The sequence below is a fragment of the Acinetobacter sp. AOR34_HL genome (assembly GCF_027854795.1).
GTDB classification, from domain to species: domain Bacteria; phylum Pseudomonadota; class Gammaproteobacteria; order Pseudomonadales; family Moraxellaceae; genus Acinetobacter; species Acinetobacter junii.
The window spans coordinates 1-15,051 of record NZ_JAKTID010000033.1; the positions used below are offsets into that span (position 1 = coordinate 1).

The following is a 15,051-nucleotide window of genomic DNA, read 5'->3' on the forward strand; positions in this document are numbered from 1 at the left end:
ATGGCGGTATGGCGACGCAGACCCAATGAACCTGTGATCATACACTCAGACCAAGGCTCACAATACAGTAGCGGAGACTGGCAGAAATTCTGTCAAAAGCATAATTTAGTTCCGAGTATGAGTCGTCGTGGAAACTGTTGGGACAATGCTGTTGCTGAATCCTTTTTTAGTAGTTTAAAGAAGGAAAGAATTAAAAAGAGGATCTATAAAACACGAGAAATGGCCCGTGCGGATGTGTTTGATTATATCGAGATGTTTTACAATCGAATCAGGCGTCATTCGCATCTCGATGGGATGAGCCCAGAAGCATTTGAGACAGCTTCAAAATGAGGCGGTCTCATGTCTAGGATACTGGGAGCAGTCCAAATGGTAATTCCTTATCTTTAAAATAGAGAACGCCCGATGAAATTCATTAGGCGTTTACTTTAAATAAGTGTCAGCTTATTTTATAACTAGATGTACTTGTCAATCACGATTCTTTTTCTCAATTGCCTTAAAAAAACAATCTTGCTATTTTTGACTTTTCACACCATTTTGTTCAATTTGTACTGCGGCTTGCCAGCTAGGTAGTTGGCTTAAACCTGCTACATAACGTTGGATATGCGGATAATTTTCACCTTGTCCCATATGATAAACTAAAGCATGTAGTCCAAAGCCCATCATAAAGTCAGCACCGGTTAAACGGTCTGCCACTAGAAATTCTTTATCTTTTAAATATTCATTTAAATAGCTAAATACTTTATCGAACTCAACTTGAGTATAATTTTCTAGAAATACCAACTTCGTGCCCTGCTTGGTTTCTATCGCATTAAACGTTTTTAATAAAAATGGCAGCATGGCAGAGCTTTCTGAGAAATGAATCCACTGTAGATAATCGACATAGGTAGATTCATCCATATCTGGTGCTAAATGCGGCGCAAGTTTCTGAATTAATAACTCAACGATTGCGCCTGACTCTGCAATAACTTTGCCATCCCATTCCAATACTGGAGATTTCCCTAAAGGATGGATGGTTTTTAAAGAGTCAGGGGCCAAATGCGTGCTTGAGTCACGATAATAGCGTTTTAGCTCATAGGGCTGCTTGATTTCTTCAAGTAACCATAAAATGCGAAAAGAACGTGATTGATCTAAATGATGTAGTGTAATCATGATAATTCCTATTTTTTTAAATTTTTACAACCACTTTGCCAAAGTTTTCGCCTTTCAACATACCATTGAAAGCATTGATCGTGTTATCTAAACCTTGCACCATATGCTCTTTATATTTGATTTTTCCTTCTTTCAACCATTCAGACATTTGCTGATTAAATTGCGGATACTGACTGCCATAATCATCAAAAATAATAAAGCCTTGCATGCGAATACGCTTTCTTACAAGGGTGGAAATAAAGCCCGGTAAACGGTCTAGCCCTTGTGCTTGCTCGGTAGAGTTATACTGGGAAACCACACCACACACCGGTACACGTGCCGCAGAGTTAAGCAATTGCCATACAGCATCAAACACTTTACCCCCTACATTCTCATAATAAATATCAATACCGTTGGGAACTGCTTGTTGTAATTGTTCTGCAAAATTTTCATCATGATGATTGATACAAGCATCGAAGCCGAGTTCTTCTACTGCATAACGGCATTTTTCAGCCCCACCTGCGACGCCAACCACGCGACAACCTTTAATTTTGCCAATCTGTCCAACCGTAGCACCAACAGGTCCTGTTGCAGCTGCAACGACCAAAGTTTCACCAGCTTTAGGCTGACCAATGTCCAACAACCCCATATAAGCAGTAAATCCTGGCATTCCCAAAATACCTAATGCCCAAGATGGATGTTCAGGTTGCATACCTAAGCTTTGACAGGCAGACCCATTAGAAATTGCGTAGCCCTGCTAGCCATTTCCGGAAAGAACCCACTCGCCTTCTTTAAATTTTGGGTTTTTAGAGGCCACCACTTGACTGACTGTTCCACCGACCATCACTTCGCCAATTTCAACCAGTGCTGCATATGAAGGAGCATCACTCATGCGACCACGCATATAAGGATCGAGTGACAAGTAAATGGTTTTTAACAATATCTCGCCTTATTTAAGTTCATTGAGCTCAACTTGTTCAATACGAAAATCGCTGTGTTTTGGCTCACCCACTGGCCGTTTAGCTAAAACGATGCGTTGATTAATAACTGTTTTCACACATATAACTCCATGTTTTATTTAAAAGTATTTCGCTTCACAACCAAAAACTATGATTAAAATTTCTTTACATCCATTGTAGATGAGTTATAATAAAAAACAATACGACTGGTCTATTTTTTACAATAGAGTAAATAATTAATATGAAGCCTACTCCTATTAAAAAGTCTGAAGCAAAACGCTTACACATTCTTAACACCAGTTCTGACCTGATTTTGCATAAAGGTTTTAGCGGTTTGGGATTACAAGAAATTTTACAAAGCTGCGAGATCCCTAAAGGTTCATTTTATCATTACTTCAAATCTAAAGAGTCTTTCGGCTGTGAGTTGGTAAAGTATTATGTAGATAATTACCAACGCCGTTTAGATGAACTATGGCGTAGCGACCAATCCGCTTATCAAAAACTAATTGGGTATTTTAACCTATGGATTGAAGATCCTGATGCGCCGTGTAGTTGGGCAGATAGCTGTCTAATTGTAAAACTTGCTGCAGAAGTCGCTGACCTATCTGAAGATATGCGCGCTATTATGTCCGCTGGCGTCGATAAGGTAATCAAGCGGATTGCTGAAATCATCGTTTTGGGCAAACAAGATGGGTCTATCCAAGCAGAGACTGATGCCTTGACGGTAGCCCAAGTGACTTACCAAATGTGGATGGGCGCGGCGTTACTAAGTAAGCTGCAAAAAGATAAAACACCATTACATCAAGCGCTAAAAGCGACAGCGTTTTTATTAAAAAGTGGAAAGTCTTAAAAGTTAGCTTTGCTGGCTTAATCTCACTAACTTAACCTTAGTAACTTAGCTTCACTATCTTGGCTTCACGACAATGATGGCCGCAAAAATTGTCATAGCAGCCCAATCATGATGTATAACTGGGCTGCTATGACATTAATTTGATAACAATGCGTATCGCTCATGTACTAACTTGTAGGTTGGCACATCTGATAGCGATGCTTTTTCTTAAAGTGCTTTTTTTAAATAGCGTCTTCAACACCTTCAATGATAAAGGCACGATAATTTGCCCCTTTTAGGCGATGTTGTAATGCTTCTTGATAGATGGGACTGTGATACCAGTCTCGCGCGGCTGCCATATCAGGAAAGCGTAGAATAACAGCGCCTTCAATTTCATTGCCTTCAAGCACTTCTAATTGACCATAAAAAGCCAAGGGTGTTAGCTCACGACCTTCACGAGCAAGCGGCGCCTTTTGTGCATATTGCGCCAGTTCCTCAGCGTCCGTAGTTTGCTCACGGGTAAATACCACATACGCAGACATGGGCTACTCCTTATTTAACAATTCAAGGAGTGCACTGGCGGTTGCAGCAGAAGAAGCAGGATTTTGTCCAGTAATGAGTAAGCCATCTAGTTGGACATGTACTTGCCAGTCACCCGCTTTAGAATAATGACCACCTTTTTCTTTGAGCATATCTTCGACTAAAAACGGTACAACTTCGGTCAATCCTACCGCTTCTTCTTCAGTATTGCTAAAACCTGTCACAGATTTACCGCTGACCAAAGGCTTGCCATCACTGGTTTTTACATGACGAAGAACACCTGGGGCGTGACAAACTGTCGCAACAGGTTTTCCTGACTCAATCGCTTGTTCAATCAGAGCAATTGAAATCGGATCTTCTGCTAAATCCCACAATGGGCCATGCCCGCCTGGATAAAACACTGCATCATAATCAGCGATAGAAATTTCGCTAAGTTTATGGGTCTGTGCCAATGCTTGCATTGCCACGGGATCTGCTTCAAAGCGATGCGTGGTTTCAGTTTGTGCTTCTGCTAAATTACTTTTTGGGTCTAGCGGTGGCTGCCCACCTTGAGGCGACGCTAGGGTAACTTCAACACCCGCATCAATAAAGGTGTAATACGGCGCCGCAAGTTCTTCTAACCAAAAACCTGTTTTCTTACCAGTATTGCCGAGTTGATCATGTGAGGTTAAAACGATTAAAATTTTCATGTTATTTCTCCGATAATTTTCAGGATTGAGGAGCATTGTTGCATGATCACTTGCCGTGTGGCGTGAGCATGCCAGATCAGCTTATTTAGATGCTCGTCGTGAGAATTTCACGACTGATCTCTAATGAAACATTTTTATGTTCGCCTAGCTGTGTAAGATTGTGTGATTTAAGTTGCGTAATGATGATCTCAATATCTGTCTCCCCCAGTCCATAATCGCTAAGACGAGTCGGCAATCCAAGTTGCTCAAAGAAGGCTCGAGTACGAGCAATAACAGTATCAATACGTTGTTCTTCATCACCTTCGACAATCTGCCAGACACGAGCTGCATACTGTAGTAATTTTTCTCGTTTCTCTTGACGACGCACTTGTAGATTGGCGGGCAACACAATGGCCAAGGTACGAGCATGATCAATACCATGTAAAGCCGTGAGCTCATGCCCAATCAAATGGGTTGACCAATCTTGTGGTACACCAGCTCCAATTAGCCCATTCAGTGCCATGCTAGCAGCCCACATCAAATTCGCACGCGTGTCATAATCTGCTGAATCGTCCAAGATTTTCGGTCCAATCTCAATCAGAGTTTGCAATAGACCTTCGGCAAAACGATCTTGTACTTGTGCATTGACAGGGTAAGTTAAGTACTGTTCCATGACATGAACAAATGCATCGACCACGCCATTTGCTAACTGGCGCGTCGGCAAGCTAAAAGTTTTATTCGGATCCAATACGGAAAATTGCGGAAAAACATAGGGGCTGCTAAATGACAATTTGGCTTGGGTCGATTTTCTGGTGACTACCCCACCGCTATTCATTTCTGAACCAGTTGCCGGAAGGGTGAGTACACTCGCAAAAGGCAAAGCTTGAGTAATCTTAGTACCATGAGTTTCTAAAATCTCCCATGTATCCCCTGTATAATTGACTGCTGCTGCAATAAATTTAGTACCATCAATTACCGATCCACCACCGACAGCCATCAAGAAATCTATCTTTTGTTCTCGAATCAGCTCTACAGCTTTCATGAGGGTTTCATAACTCGGATTCGGCTCAATTCCGCCAAATTCATGAATTTCTCTTGCACCTAATGCTTCACGCACTTCAGCTAAAGTACCATTCTTACGTGCACTTTCACCACCAAATAACATTAATACTTTTGCATCTGTAGGCACATAGTCATTGATTTTAGCTATTGTATCGCCACCAAAAATAATGCGGGTCGGATTATAAAAGTTAAAATTCAGCATATTTTTATCCTAGGATGATCAGCTAATTGATTTGAAAAACCACCGTTATTCATCAAATAAACTTTAAAAAATTGGACAATACTGCGGCTTTTGACTGCACCATGTGCTAACTATACATAAAAATAGACCAGTCGTCTATTTTTTATAAAAAAATTATTTTAGCTTGCCGACTTGGGTGATGGTTAAACACATTCAGGCTTGTTCTATACCACTTTGATTATTGATTTATTTTCACGAGCGATTGTTGGATGGAAGGTATCAACACGTATGACTATTGACATGGTCGTGAACGCATTGGCTGAAACAGTGAATGGCTCATACAAAATAGCAATGATTAAATATTTTAAAAGCAGATTGGCACGGTTTAGCAGATGTACAAATGCGACAGTAAATTAGATAGATTGGTTCAATATAAAGCATGTAAATAGTTGCATTCGTTTATTTACCCTGCCCTGTTTTGGATATTGACCCATTTAAATGATGAGATTAAGCCATTAAATAAAGTAGCCCAACTTGAATAAAAAGCCTCTGACAAACCCCACAGGGTTGAAGTGCTGCCTTTCATTCAAAATTTCAGGCAGCACCCTCATACATTTAAGCGTCGGTTTAACCTGGTAGTTTACTCGCCAAAACATCTACTTTTTCAATAGACGGTGGCGCTGAAAATAGATCATCGGCCTGAGCCATCAAAGCAGCTGCAACCTTGCCAGATAAATGTGCTTGGCGACCCGCCTCATCAGGAAATGCATCAAAAATACCAAATGTTGTAGGTCCAAGACGTAGGCCAAACCACGCAACTGTCGCAGGTTCTTCCATTACAATAGGTAAACCGCCTTTAAGGAAAGCTTCCACTTCGTCTTCTTTACCTGGTTTAGCTTCAAGACGGACATATAAAGCTGTTTTAAGCATGACTAAAACTCCATTATTGATTAAAATTCAAACTCATTCTGACATTGCTAATGTATGCATGTCAGAAAGTTTTGTTGTACAAAGGTTAAAAACAATTTTCCATAGCTGAGCCAAAATCTGAGTTTTCATTTCGACATAATGCTATGAATTTATTCAAGTTAATATCATTAACATTTGAATCAAAAAATATTGCTCAAGTAGCATTCAAGAACAACATGTACATCCTTATAACTATGAAAGTTATTTAGCTAGGAATTTGCTGTGAAACTCTATATGTTTCTCTATAAAGCTCGCAATGAAGTAATAGCTATGGTCATACCCTTCTCTTAGGTTAAGTGTAAGAGGATATTCTTGTTCCAAACAAATATCACTAAGAAGCTTAGGCCTTAACTGTTCTTCAAGAAAATCATCAGCTGTTCCCTGATCGACTAAAATAGGTAAATGAACTTCAGCGTTTTTGATTAATTCAATCGCATCATAGCTTTTCCATAAAGTTTCATTTTCACCTAGGTAGTGTGTAAAAGCCTTTTTCCCCCAAGGTACTTGGCTAGGTGCAACAATTGGTGCAAAAGCAGAAATACTTTTAAACAGCTCAGGATTTTTTAACCCCATGACTAATGCACCATGACCACCCATGCTATGCCCCATAATGCTTTGGACTTGATTGGTCGGAAAATTTAGGTTAATCAGATTTCTAAGCTCTTCCACAATATAATCATACATTTTGAAATGCTGTGACCAGGGTGCTTGTATTGCATTCACATAGAATCCTGCGCCTTGGCCTAAATCATAATCTGCATGATCTGGTACATCCTCTCCACGTGGGCTGGTATCTGGTGCAACAATAATGACTTTATGTTCAGCCGCATACTTTTGTGCTCCGGCTTTAGTAATAAAGTTCTGTTCGTTGCAAGTCAGCCCTGATAACCAATATAAAACTGGCAACCGCTCATCTTTGTCATGAGGTGGCAGATATATTGAGAATTTCATTGAACAGTTTAATGCTGTTGACTGATGGCGATACACTTCTTGCGATCCACCAAAAGAAGCATGTTTCTCAATTATTTCCATAATCAATTACCTATGTTGAGCAAGACTTCATGAGAAATCGAGCAAACAAAGAGTCTGACATTCTCCACAGAGAATAGTGATTAAGATTTAAAATGTAGGCAGGTTTGTTGAACCTATACACGATGCCTACACAGATAGATCGGTTTTACAGATAATGTGCCGTTTTAGAGGATTCCATGCATGTCATTCATGGATGCACATGCATGGAAAACTATAAGGTCTAACGCAATTAATCGTAATGAATTACAGTACGAATTGACTTACCTTCATGCATTAGATCAAAGGCTTCATTGATCTGATCCAAGCCCATCGTATGTGTCACAAATGGTTCTAATTGAATCTTACCTTTCATGGCATCTTCAACCATTCCTGGAAGTTGAGTACGACCTTTTACGCCACCAAAGGCAGAACCTAGCCATTTACGACCAGTAACAAGCTGGAATGGACGGGTAGAGATTTCTTGACCTGCGCCAGCTACACCAATAATTACGGATTGTCCCCAGCCACGATGTGCACTTTCAAGGGCTGCACGCATTACATTCACGTTACCAATACATTCAAATGAATGATCTACACCCCAGCCAGTCATTTCGACAATGACTTGCTGGATTGGTTTATCGTAGTCTTTAGGGTTCAAGAAGTCCGTTGCACCAAACTCTTTTGCCAGCGCAAATTTATCTGGATTCATGTCAACCACAATAATACGCCCTGCTTTAGCTTGACGTGCGGCTTGTACGACTGCCAGACCAATACCACCTAAACCAAAGACCGCAACACTATCACCTTCTTGTACTTTAGCCGTGTTATGTACTGCACCGATACCCGTTGTTACACCACAACCCAGTAAGCAGACATGTTCGTGATTGGCTTCAGGATTGATTTTAGCCAATGATACTTCTGCCACTACCGTGTATTCACTGAACGTTGAGCAGCCCATATAGTGGTAAATCGGTTGACCATTGTAGGAAAAACGAGTGGTACCATCTGGCATTACGCCTCTACCTTGAGTTTCGCGAACGGAAATACACAAGTTCGATTTTCCAGATTTACAAAATAAGCACTCGCCACATTCAGCAGTGTAAAGTGGAATAACATGATCACCTGGTTTGACGCTAGTCACGCCTTCACCAACCTCAACTACAAAACCAGCACCTTCATGCCCGAGAATAGCGGGAAAAACACCTTCAGGATCATCGCCAGATAAAGTAAATGCATCTGTATGACACACACCGGTATGGGAAATCTTGATTAATACTTCACCTTTCTTCGGTGGTGCAACATCAACTTCAACAATTTGAAGAGGTTGACCAGGACCAAACGCAACGGCAGCACGTGACTTCATGGAATAATTCCTTATACAGATCTATTTTAAATATGATTTTAGAATCTTGGCGATTTCAGCCAATTCTTCTTTTCGTTGTTGTTCTGTGGTTTCACCTGATACTAAAGTGTCCTTTAAATGAACCTCCAACATTTCATTCATCAAACCATTAATAGCACCACGCACAGAACATATTTGTTGCAGAATTGCACCACATTCCACATTGTCTTCTAACGCTTTTTCAATCGCTTGCGTCTGACCTTTGATCTTTCTGACGCGTAGAAGAATCTTTTTTTTGTCTTCAACCTGATTAGGCATCAGACCTCCTTATTTGCTAGCATTAATACTATACTACCCCATAGTATAAAAAAAGCAATATTTTTTATAAATCGAAAATCAAAAAGATCTTTAGCGAAAATTTTCTATGCCTGTTTTTAGTTTTTTTTAAATTAACATCGTAGAGCTGATGCTAAAGTCACAAAGAATGGGACTTTAGCTCCCATTTTTTTTATTTTGGCTCATGTTCTTTGTGATGCTGTGACCTTTTAGAATTATGTTTCAAATTTTAGCCACTTTGTAGATATTTTGAACATTTCAAGCCTTGAAAATACTGCCGACAGTTTAGATTAAACTGCCTTTACAGACTGTACTAGAATATTTTTAGTGAGCGGATGATATTTATTATTCATTATTTAGGAATTATTAAATCCTATAAATATCATTTATTGGATTATTTTACTTTAGTACTGTGCACATCATCCCCCATTTAAGAATAAGGAACAACTATGAATAAGATGATGAATGCTCTTATCCTAGAAAATTTTGGTGATCATGAATTTAAACGTGTAGAACTGCCTATACCTCAACCAGAGGCTGGGCAAGTTCTAGTACGTATTCATGCTAGTGGTGTAAACCCTATTGATTATAAAATTCGTCTTGGTGAAGCACCCTATGCTATGCCAGAGCTTCCTGCCGTGTTGGGAACGGATATGGCTGGGGTTATAACTGCTGTTGGTGAAGGTGTCACCCACTTCAACGTCGGAGATGAAGTTTACGGTTTGATAGGTGGCGTTCGTGGTCTTCAAGGATCTTTAGCAGAATATGTTGTAGCAGATGCTGATCTGATCGCATTAAAGCCACGCAATATCTCTATGCGCGAGGCAGCAGTACTACCATTGACGTTCCTCACAGCTTGGGAAGGTTTAGTGGATAATGCGAAGGTCCAACCAGGGCAAACTGTACTGGTTCAGGGTGGTGCTGGTGGCGTTGGTTATATGGTTGTTCAGCTTGCAAAAGCACTTGATGCAAATGTTTGGGCGACTGGTCGTACAGCTGATCAAGCACTAATTTCAGAACTCGGTGCAACACCTCTCGATTACACAACAGCATCTTCCGATGACATTATTGCTGCAAGCCCTGAGGGTCAAGGTTTTAACATTGTTTACGACACTGTGGGTGGTCCAGTACTCGATGCTTCACTTTCAATGACAACTCACTATGGCCACATTACCAGCTGTGCTGCATTTGGTAATCATAATTTAGCGAGTTCATCTCTACGGTGTGCCACAGTGTCTGGCGTATTCGTCCTAATGCCGATGTTAACAGGCAATCGCCGTGCTCATCATGGTGATATCCTTAAGATCGCGACTCGTCTCGTTGAGGAAGGTAAACTGCGTCCTATTGTTGATCCTCGTCATTTTACTCTAGATCAAGCGATTGAGGCTCATGATGCTGTTCAAGATCGCTCTGCCAATATTAAGGTCGTTATTGATGTCATTTAATGCACTTCAGGCCAAGACTTGGCGCTTCAATTCTATTGGAGATACAGATGTTCTGACATTAGAAACACTTCCTGTGGCTTTACCAGCCGCAGGAGAAGTTCTAATACAGATGAAAACGATCGGACTCAACCGGGCTGATGTGATGTTTCGGCGTGGTACTTATATTCAAAAGGCAGTATTCCCCTCTCGTCTGGGATATGAGGGAGCAGGCGTAGTTCTGGCGATAGGTGAAGGTGTACGCCAATTTTCTCCAGGAGATGCAGTATCGATTCTTCCGACTGACAATCTAGCCAAATATGGGACATATGCGGACAAGCTTCTGATTCCAGAAACTTTTTTAGTTCATAAACCCGATAGTTTAAGCTGGGAAGAAGCTTCTTCAATCTGGATGCAGTATTTGACGGCTTGGGGTGGTGTAATCCATGCTGGTGGACTTTCGAAAGGAAAAACGATCTTGATCACAGCAGCTTCAAGTAGCGTAGGAATAGCTGCGATACAGATAGCTGAAGCAGCGGGTGCTAAGGTCATTGCAAGTACACAGACGATAGAGAAAAAGCAACGTTTACTGGATCTCGGTGTTAAAAATGTTATAGCCAGTGAAGATGAACCAGATTTGTATGAGGCGCTTGTTTTACGTTTAGGTGGAGAACATCTTGATGTCGCCTTCGATGCTGTAGGAGGGCCATATATTGAACAGATTGCAAAAGCGATGTCTGTAGGAGGAACGATGGTTATGCATGGTGCGCTTAGCCCGGAGATCACACCATTCCCCCTTAAAGTTGCATTACGCAAGAGCTTAACCATGCGAGGTTTTTTGTTCCTTGAGGTTCTGCATGACCCTGTTCTAAGGGAGCAAGCCAGACGATTTATTCTTAGCAGTATAGGTGCAGGATATCTTCGTCCGGTGATCGACCGTTGCTTTAACTTTGAGGACATGCATGACGCTCAGCGCTATCTTGAATCAAATCAGCAAATAGGAAAAATTGTAGTTACTCTCAATACATAATGGTCTTATCTAATTTCTACTGTCTAGAAAAAAGGTTAGTTCCATCTGATTCAGGTTTCTATATGGCCCAGCACTTCCGCTAAGTAATCAAACAATGCTCGGATTCGCAAAGGTGTCGGGCCCCGCTGTGGACGATATAAATACAGGCGCCAAACGGGAGAGGTTTCCTCATGAAGTATCTGAATGAGCTTACCACTCCTAAGCCACGGTAAAACTAGAAATCCAGGCATGTGTCCGAATCCGACTCCAGCGAGAATAGCTTGAAATTCAGCTTCAAGATCATCTGTAATAAAACGAGGCTTTGATGGCGTAAAGCTTCGACTTTCGGTGAATGTCCATGGCCAGTAACGTCCTGTTTTATGATCGACTAGTGCTGTTAGAGGGTATTTATCAAGGTCAATAATTTTTTTAGGCATTCCAACCTTATCAATTAACTCTGGCGTACCCACAGAATAAAAATTCACTTTAGCCAATTCCCTTGCCACATATCGATTGTCCGGCAAAAATCCAAATCTGATCCCGATATCTATCCGCTCATCGATCACATCCGAGTGTGAATCTGTTAGCACACAATCCACGACAATATCTGGATAACGTGTGGCAAATTCTGCTAGTGCGGGTACTACCAATTTGCGCCCTAACACAGACGACACAGTAAGACGGACAGTCCCACGCATTTCATCTCGTTTTTCCTTGGTGTCTTTTACAAACAAAGCATCGATCGTTCCCACCGCAAAACGTGCTTGCTTTGCCAGACGCTCACCATCAGCGGTAATTTTAATTTGTCGAGTACTCCTGTAAAACAGAATCTCTCCGCGCTGCTCTTCTAGCTCTTTTATTGCCCGTGTCACTGCCTGTGGGGAAATACCCAGCTGAGTTGCTGCCTCTTTAAAATTTCGAGACTCTGCTGCGACACAAAAGATACGCATCATTTCCAATTTGTTATGCATGTCCTATCCTGTGTTATGGCAATTATTCCGTAAATAGGAATTCTGAAAGATAATATTATTCATTTATTATACCTAACAGGGCTGTAATACTTAACCCATCAAATATGATTGACAGATAGGTTGAAGGTTACTTGTATGAATAATATAGAAAATAAAGTTGTTGTTATCACTGGTGCAAGTAGTGGTTTAGGTGAAGCTACTGCTCGCTTACTTGCTAAAAAAGGTGCAAAGGTTGTAATTGGTGCTAGACGTACTGAAAAATTAGAGGCTATTGTTCACGACATTCGTGCTGAAGGTGGTCAAGCTGAATTTATTGGTATGGATATAACCAAACCACAGGAAGTACAAGCACTTATTGAAAAGGCATTAAGCGCATTTGGTCAAATCGATGTATTGGTAAACAATGCTGGATTAATGTCTATTGCACCATTAAGTGAGCTAAAAGTTGATGAATGGGATCGTATGATCGACATTAATATTAAAGGTGTTCTTTATGGTATTGCAGCTACCCTACCTGTTTTCCAAAAACAAAACTTTGGACACTTTATTAATCTCGCATCTGTTGCAGGGATAAAAGTATTTAGTCCAGGAGGTACTGTTTATAGCGGTACTAAGTTTGCTGTAAGAGCCATCTCAGAAGGACTTCGTCATGAAGTTGGGGGAACAATTAGAACGACTACTATTGAGCCTGGTGCAGTTGAGTCAGAACTAAAATTCGGTTCTTCTCATAAAGAAAGTTCAGAGTTTGTTACTGATTTCTACAAACAAGCCATACCAGCTGATTCAGTCGCTCGAGCAATTGCTTATGCAATTGAACAGCCTGCGGATGTAGATATTAATGAAATTGTTTTACGCCCAACGAGCCAAGAGTTTTAATTATTGAATAACAAAAAATTGGGAGCACCTCGCTCCCATTTTTACTATATTTTTAAAATTAAGGACAAATCTATGAAAGCCGTATCGTATGTTATCAATCACCATGATGATTTTAAAAATTCATTGGTAGATATTGAAAAAGCGAAGCCTACGCTTAAGGAGCGTGATGTACTGGTAAAAGTTCAGGCAATCTCTGTGAATCCAGTTGATACCAAAGTGAGAAAAAATTCGTCAGAAGCAAATAATCGTATTTTAGGTTGGGATGCCGTTGGTGAAATTATTGAAGTTGGCTCAAAAGTTACCTCTTTTAAAGTAGGAGATTCTGTTTGGTATGCTGGTGATTTAACCCGAGATGGTAGTAATGCTGAGTTTCAAGCAGTCGATGAACGAATTATCAGTCTTAAACCAATTACAGTATCTAATGCAGAAGCAGCAGCATTGCCATTAACTGCAATAACGGCATGGGAAATGCTGTTTGATCGGTTTCAAATTTCAGAAACAGAAGTTGGCAGTATTTTAATTATCGGTGGTGCAGGTGGTGTAGGATCAATCGCTATCCAACTCCTAAAAGCAAAAACAAATCTGACCGTTATAGCAACAGCTTCACGTGAAGAAACGAAATCTTGGGTGGAATCACTGGGTGCCGACCATGTCATTGATCATAGCAAAGATTTAAACGAACAAATCGAAGCACTAGGTATTGAAAAACCAAAATACGTCTTCTCTACCAATCATACAGAAACATATACCAAGCAAATAGTTTCTCTGATTGCACCACAAGGCAAGCTTGGATTGATCGATGATCCACAAACATTTGATATTATGCCGTTTAAGACTAAATCTATTTCTATCCATTGGGAGTTGATGTTCACTCGTTCAATGTATGAAACCGATGATATTGAAAAGCAAGGTGAACTGTTGCAACAGGTTGCACAATTAGTTGACCAGCAAAAAATTAGAAGTACCCTCAACCAAAATCTAGGCAAAATTAACGCTGCAAACTTGGAGACGGCGCATAAGTTGCTTGAATCAGGCAAGTCAAAAGGCAAAATTGTACTAGAAAACTTCTAAAACAAATTCAAGGTGAAATAATGACTATTTCAATAATTGCGAACTTTAAGGCAAAGTCAGATCAAAAAGAAACGTTAGAAGCGCTTTTAAAAAGTGTAATAGAGCCTACGCTTCAAGAAGAAGGATGCTTGAAATATGAGCTTTATATTAGCGAAAATGACTCGAGTAGATATTTCTTCTTAGAAGAATGGCGTAGCAGAGAGGATTTAGATATCCATATAGCGTCTGATTATATTCAAAGTTTATTTGGTAATATCCAATCGCTCATTGAATCAAGTGATATTGTAGAAATCAAAAAAATATAGCTGTATTCGGACGTTATGATGAAGTATTCTTCAAATTAACATAGAGACTTAGAAAGTTAATATAAAAATGGGAGCTCTAAGCCACTACTGTCCCATAGTTTGCTTTAAATAAAAAAACCTGAGTCTAAATAGTTAAAATATGAGTGCAAACAAACACTTTAACTATAAAGGACTCAGGTTTTGTCACATCAGAATACCGTATTTCATCAATTACTCAAACCCATTCTAAGACAAGATTTTGAACGTCTGGCTAAACTGCACCACTCTGGGCAAAAATTAAGATCAGCCACCCGCTGGGATCAGTTTGTTGCCATATTGATGTCCCAACTTTCTTGTCGGCAAAGCTTAAGAGACATTCAATCCAATCTCGAAT

General features: G+C 40.3%; 17 protein-coding genes and 2 pseudogenes. 9 read left to right on the top strand and 10 right to left on the bottom strand.

Going from position 1 to position 15,051, the window contains the following annotated elements; genetic code table 11:
* On the top strand, positions 1–330 hold a 330-nt coding region (locus MKL32_RS05015; RefSeq protein ID WP_270900281.1), incomplete at its 5' end, for an IS3 family transposase.
* 180 nt (positions 331–510) lie between these two features.
* On the opposite strand, the gene MKL32_RS05020 is transcribed toward MKL32_RS05015, so the two are convergent.
* Both MKL32_RS05020 and MKL32_RS05025 read right to left on the bottom strand, forming a co-directional pair.
* Positions 511–1,149 carry a glutathione S-transferase family protein gene (locus MKL32_RS05020; protein ID WP_004961461.1) on the bottom strand — a complete coding sequence of 213 codons (639 nt, stop codon included), beginning with the start codon at positions 1,147–1,149 and terminating at the stop codon, positions 511–513.
* A 16-nt stretch (positions 1,150–1,165) separates the two neighbouring features.
* Positions 1,166–2,185: pseudogene (locus tag MKL32_RS05025) on the bottom strand (NADP-dependent oxidoreductase).
* A gap of 143 nt (positions 2,186–2,328) precedes the next feature.
* Between MKL32_RS05025 and MKL32_RS05030 the strand changes: the two are divergent.
* Positions 2,329–2,937: a TetR/AcrR family transcriptional regulator gene (locus tag MKL32_RS05030; protein ID WP_039046972.1), complete on the top strand. Its 609-nt coding sequence runs from the start codon at positions 2,329–2,331 to the stop codon at positions 2,935–2,937.
* A gap of 221 nt (positions 2,938–3,158) precedes the next feature.
* Here MKL32_RS05030 and MKL32_RS05035 read toward each other — a convergent pair whose 3' ends face one another.
* From MKL32_RS05035 to MKL32_RS05045, 3 genes are all read right to left on the bottom strand, one after another.
* Complete coding sequence (locus tag MKL32_RS05035) at positions 3,159–3,458, bottom strand: DUF1330 domain-containing protein (protein ID WP_004961451.1); 300 nt, start codon at positions 3,456–3,458, stop codon at positions 3,159–3,161.
* A 3-nt stretch (positions 3,459–3,461) separates the two neighbouring features.
* Positions 3,462–4,145 carry a type 1 glutamine amidotransferase domain-containing protein gene (locus MKL32_RS05040; protein WP_039046973.1) on the bottom strand — a complete coding sequence of 228 codons (684 nt, stop codon included), beginning with the start codon at positions 4,143–4,145 and terminating at the stop codon, positions 3,462–3,464.
* Positions 4,146–4,230: 85 nt separating this feature from the next.
* Positions 4,231–5,388: an iron-containing alcohol dehydrogenase gene (locus MKL32_RS05045; protein ID WP_039046974.1), complete on the bottom strand. Its 1,158-nt coding sequence runs from the start codon at positions 5,386–5,388 to the stop codon at positions 4,231–4,233.
* Between the two features lie 186 nt (positions 5,389–5,574).
* Between MKL32_RS05045 and MKL32_RS05050 the strand changes: the two are divergent.
* Positions 5,575–5,909 (top strand): annotated as a pseudogene (locus tag MKL32_RS05050) (IS3 family transposase); the annotation flags it as partial.
* A gap of 85 nt (positions 5,910–5,994) precedes the next feature.
* Here MKL32_RS05050 and MKL32_RS05055 read toward each other — a convergent pair.
* The 4 genes from MKL32_RS05055 to MKL32_RS05070 all read right to left on the bottom strand — a co-directional run bounded on the left by MKL32_RS05055 (position 5,995) and on the right by MKL32_RS05070 (position 9,007).
* Positions 5,995–6,297 (bottom strand): putative quinol monooxygenase, encoded by a 303-nt coding sequence (locus MKL32_RS05055; RefSeq protein WP_136695447.1) that lies wholly within the window; start codon positions 6,295–6,297, stop codon positions 5,995–5,997.
* 240 nt (positions 6,298–6,537) lie between these two features.
* Complete coding sequence (gene fghA / locus MKL32_RS05060; RefSeq protein ID WP_136695446.1) at positions 6,538–7,368, bottom strand: S-formylglutathione hydrolase; 831 nt, start codon at positions 7,366–7,368, stop codon at positions 6,538–6,540.
* A 229-nt stretch (positions 7,369–7,597) separates the two neighbouring features.
* Positions 7,598–8,710 (bottom strand): S-(hydroxymethyl)glutathione dehydrogenase/class III alcohol dehydrogenase, encoded by a 1,113-nt coding sequence (locus MKL32_RS05065; RefSeq protein ID WP_270900282.1) that lies wholly within the window; start codon positions 8,708–8,710, stop codon positions 7,598–7,600.
* A 21-nt stretch (positions 8,711–8,731) separates the two neighbouring features.
* Positions 8,732–9,007: a metal/formaldehyde-sensitive transcriptional repressor gene (locus MKL32_RS05070; RefSeq protein ID WP_001133624.1), complete on the bottom strand. Its 276-nt coding sequence runs from the start codon at positions 9,005–9,007 to the stop codon at positions 8,732–8,734.
* A 467-nt stretch (positions 9,008–9,474) separates the two neighbouring features.
* Between MKL32_RS05070 and MKL32_RS05075 the strand changes: the two genes are divergently transcribed.
* Together MKL32_RS05075 and MKL32_RS05080 are read left to right on the top strand one after the other, a co-directional pair.
* Positions 9,475–10,470, top strand: coding sequence for a zinc-dependent alcohol dehydrogenase family protein (locus MKL32_RS05075; RefSeq protein ID WP_270900283.1), 996 nt, complete (start codon positions 9,475–9,477; stop codon positions 10,468–10,470).
* Positions 10,460–11,476 carry a zinc-dependent alcohol dehydrogenase family protein gene (locus MKL32_RS05080; protein WP_270900284.1) on the top strand — a complete coding sequence of 339 codons (1,017 nt, stop codon included), beginning with the start codon at positions 10,460–10,462 and terminating at the stop codon, positions 11,474–11,476. The genes MKL32_RS05075 and MKL32_RS05080 overlap by 11 nt, the downstream gene beginning before the upstream one ends.
* Positions 11,477–11,526: 50 nt before the next feature.
* Here the strand turns inward: MKL32_RS05080 and MKL32_RS05085 are convergent, their stop codons facing one another.
* Entirely contained in the window at positions 11,527–12,426 is a 900-nt protein-coding gene (locus tag MKL32_RS05085; protein WP_136695443.1) for a LysR family transcriptional regulator, read from the bottom strand.
* A 135-nt stretch (positions 12,427–12,561) separates the two neighbouring features.
* On the opposite strand from MKL32_RS05085, the gene MKL32_RS05090 reads away from it, so the two are divergent.
* The 4 genes from MKL32_RS05090 to MKL32_RS05105 all read left to right on the top strand — a co-directional run.
* Complete coding sequence (locus tag MKL32_RS05090) at positions 12,562–13,302, top strand: SDR family oxidoreductase (protein WP_042892996.1); 741 nt, start codon at positions 12,562–12,564, stop codon at positions 13,300–13,302.
* A 72-nt stretch (positions 13,303–13,374) separates the two neighbouring features.
* Positions 13,375–14,373, top strand: coding sequence for a zinc-binding alcohol dehydrogenase family protein (locus MKL32_RS05095; protein ID WP_270900285.1), 999 nt, complete (start codon positions 13,375–13,377; stop codon positions 14,371–14,373).
* A gap of 20 nt (positions 14,374–14,393) precedes the next feature.
* Positions 14,394–14,678, top strand: coding sequence for a putative quinol monooxygenase (locus MKL32_RS05100; RefSeq protein ID WP_004961419.1), 285 nt, complete (start codon positions 14,394–14,396; stop codon positions 14,676–14,678).
* A 180-nt stretch (positions 14,679–14,858) separates the two neighbouring features.
* A partial coding sequence (locus MKL32_RS05105) for a DUF4372 domain-containing protein (protein ID WP_270900286.1) occupies positions 14,859–15,051 on the top strand: 193 nt, incomplete at its 3' end.

Bases quoted from the DNA above. Each gene is read 5' to 3' on its own strand.
- MKL32_RS05020 (WP_004961461.1), bottom strand. From the start codon at position 1,149: ATGATTACACTACATCATTTAGATCAATCACGTTCTTTTCGCATTTTA.
- MKL32_RS05030 (WP_039046972.1), top strand. From the start codon at position 2,329: ATGAAGCCTACTCCTATTAAAAAGTCTGAAGCAAAACGCTTACACATT.
- MKL32_RS05035 (WP_004961451.1), bottom strand. From the start codon at position 3,458: ATGTCTGCGTATGTGGTATTTACCCGTGAGCAAACTACGGACGCTGAG.
- MKL32_RS05040 (WP_039046973.1), bottom strand. From the start codon at position 4,145: ATGAAAATTTTAATCGTTTTAACCTCACATGATCAACTCGGCAATACT.
- MKL32_RS05045 (WP_039046974.1), bottom strand. From the start codon at position 5,388: ATGCTGAATTTTAACTTTTATAATCCGACCCGCATTATTTTTGGTGGC.
- MKL32_RS05055 (WP_136695447.1), bottom strand. From the start codon at position 6,297: ATGCTTAAAACAGCTTTATATGTCCGTCTTGAAGCTAAACCAGGTAAA.
- fghA (WP_136695446.1), bottom strand. From the start codon at position 7,368: ATGGAAATAATTGAGAAACATGCTTCTTTTGGTGGATCGCAAGAAGTG.
- MKL32_RS05065 (WP_270900282.1), bottom strand. From the start codon at position 8,710: ATGAAGTCACGTGCTGCCGTTGCGTTTGGTCCTGGTCAACCTCTTCAA.
- MKL32_RS05070 (WP_001133624.1), bottom strand. From the start codon at position 9,007: ATGCCTAATCAGGTTGAAGACAAAAAAAAGATTCTTCTACGCGTCAGA.
- MKL32_RS05075 (WP_270900283.1), top strand. From the start codon at position 9,475: ATGAATAAGATGATGAATGCTCTTATCCTAGAAAATTTTGGTGATCAT.
- MKL32_RS05080 (WP_270900284.1), top strand. From the start codon at position 10,460: ATGTCATTTAATGCACTTCAGGCCAAGACTTGGCGCTTCAATTCTATT.
- MKL32_RS05085 (WP_136695443.1), bottom strand. From the start codon at position 12,426: ATGCATAACAAATTGGAAATGATGCGTATCTTTTGTGTCGCAGCAGAG.
- MKL32_RS05090 (WP_042892996.1), top strand. From the start codon at position 12,562: ATGAATAATATAGAAAATAAAGTTGTTGTTATCACTGGTGCAAGTAGT.
- MKL32_RS05095 (WP_270900285.1), top strand. From the start codon at position 13,375: ATGAAAGCCGTATCGTATGTTATCAATCACCATGATGATTTTAAAAAT.
- MKL32_RS05100 (WP_004961419.1), top strand. From the start codon at position 14,394: ATGACTATTTCAATAATTGCGAACTTTAAGGCAAAGTCAGATCAAAAA.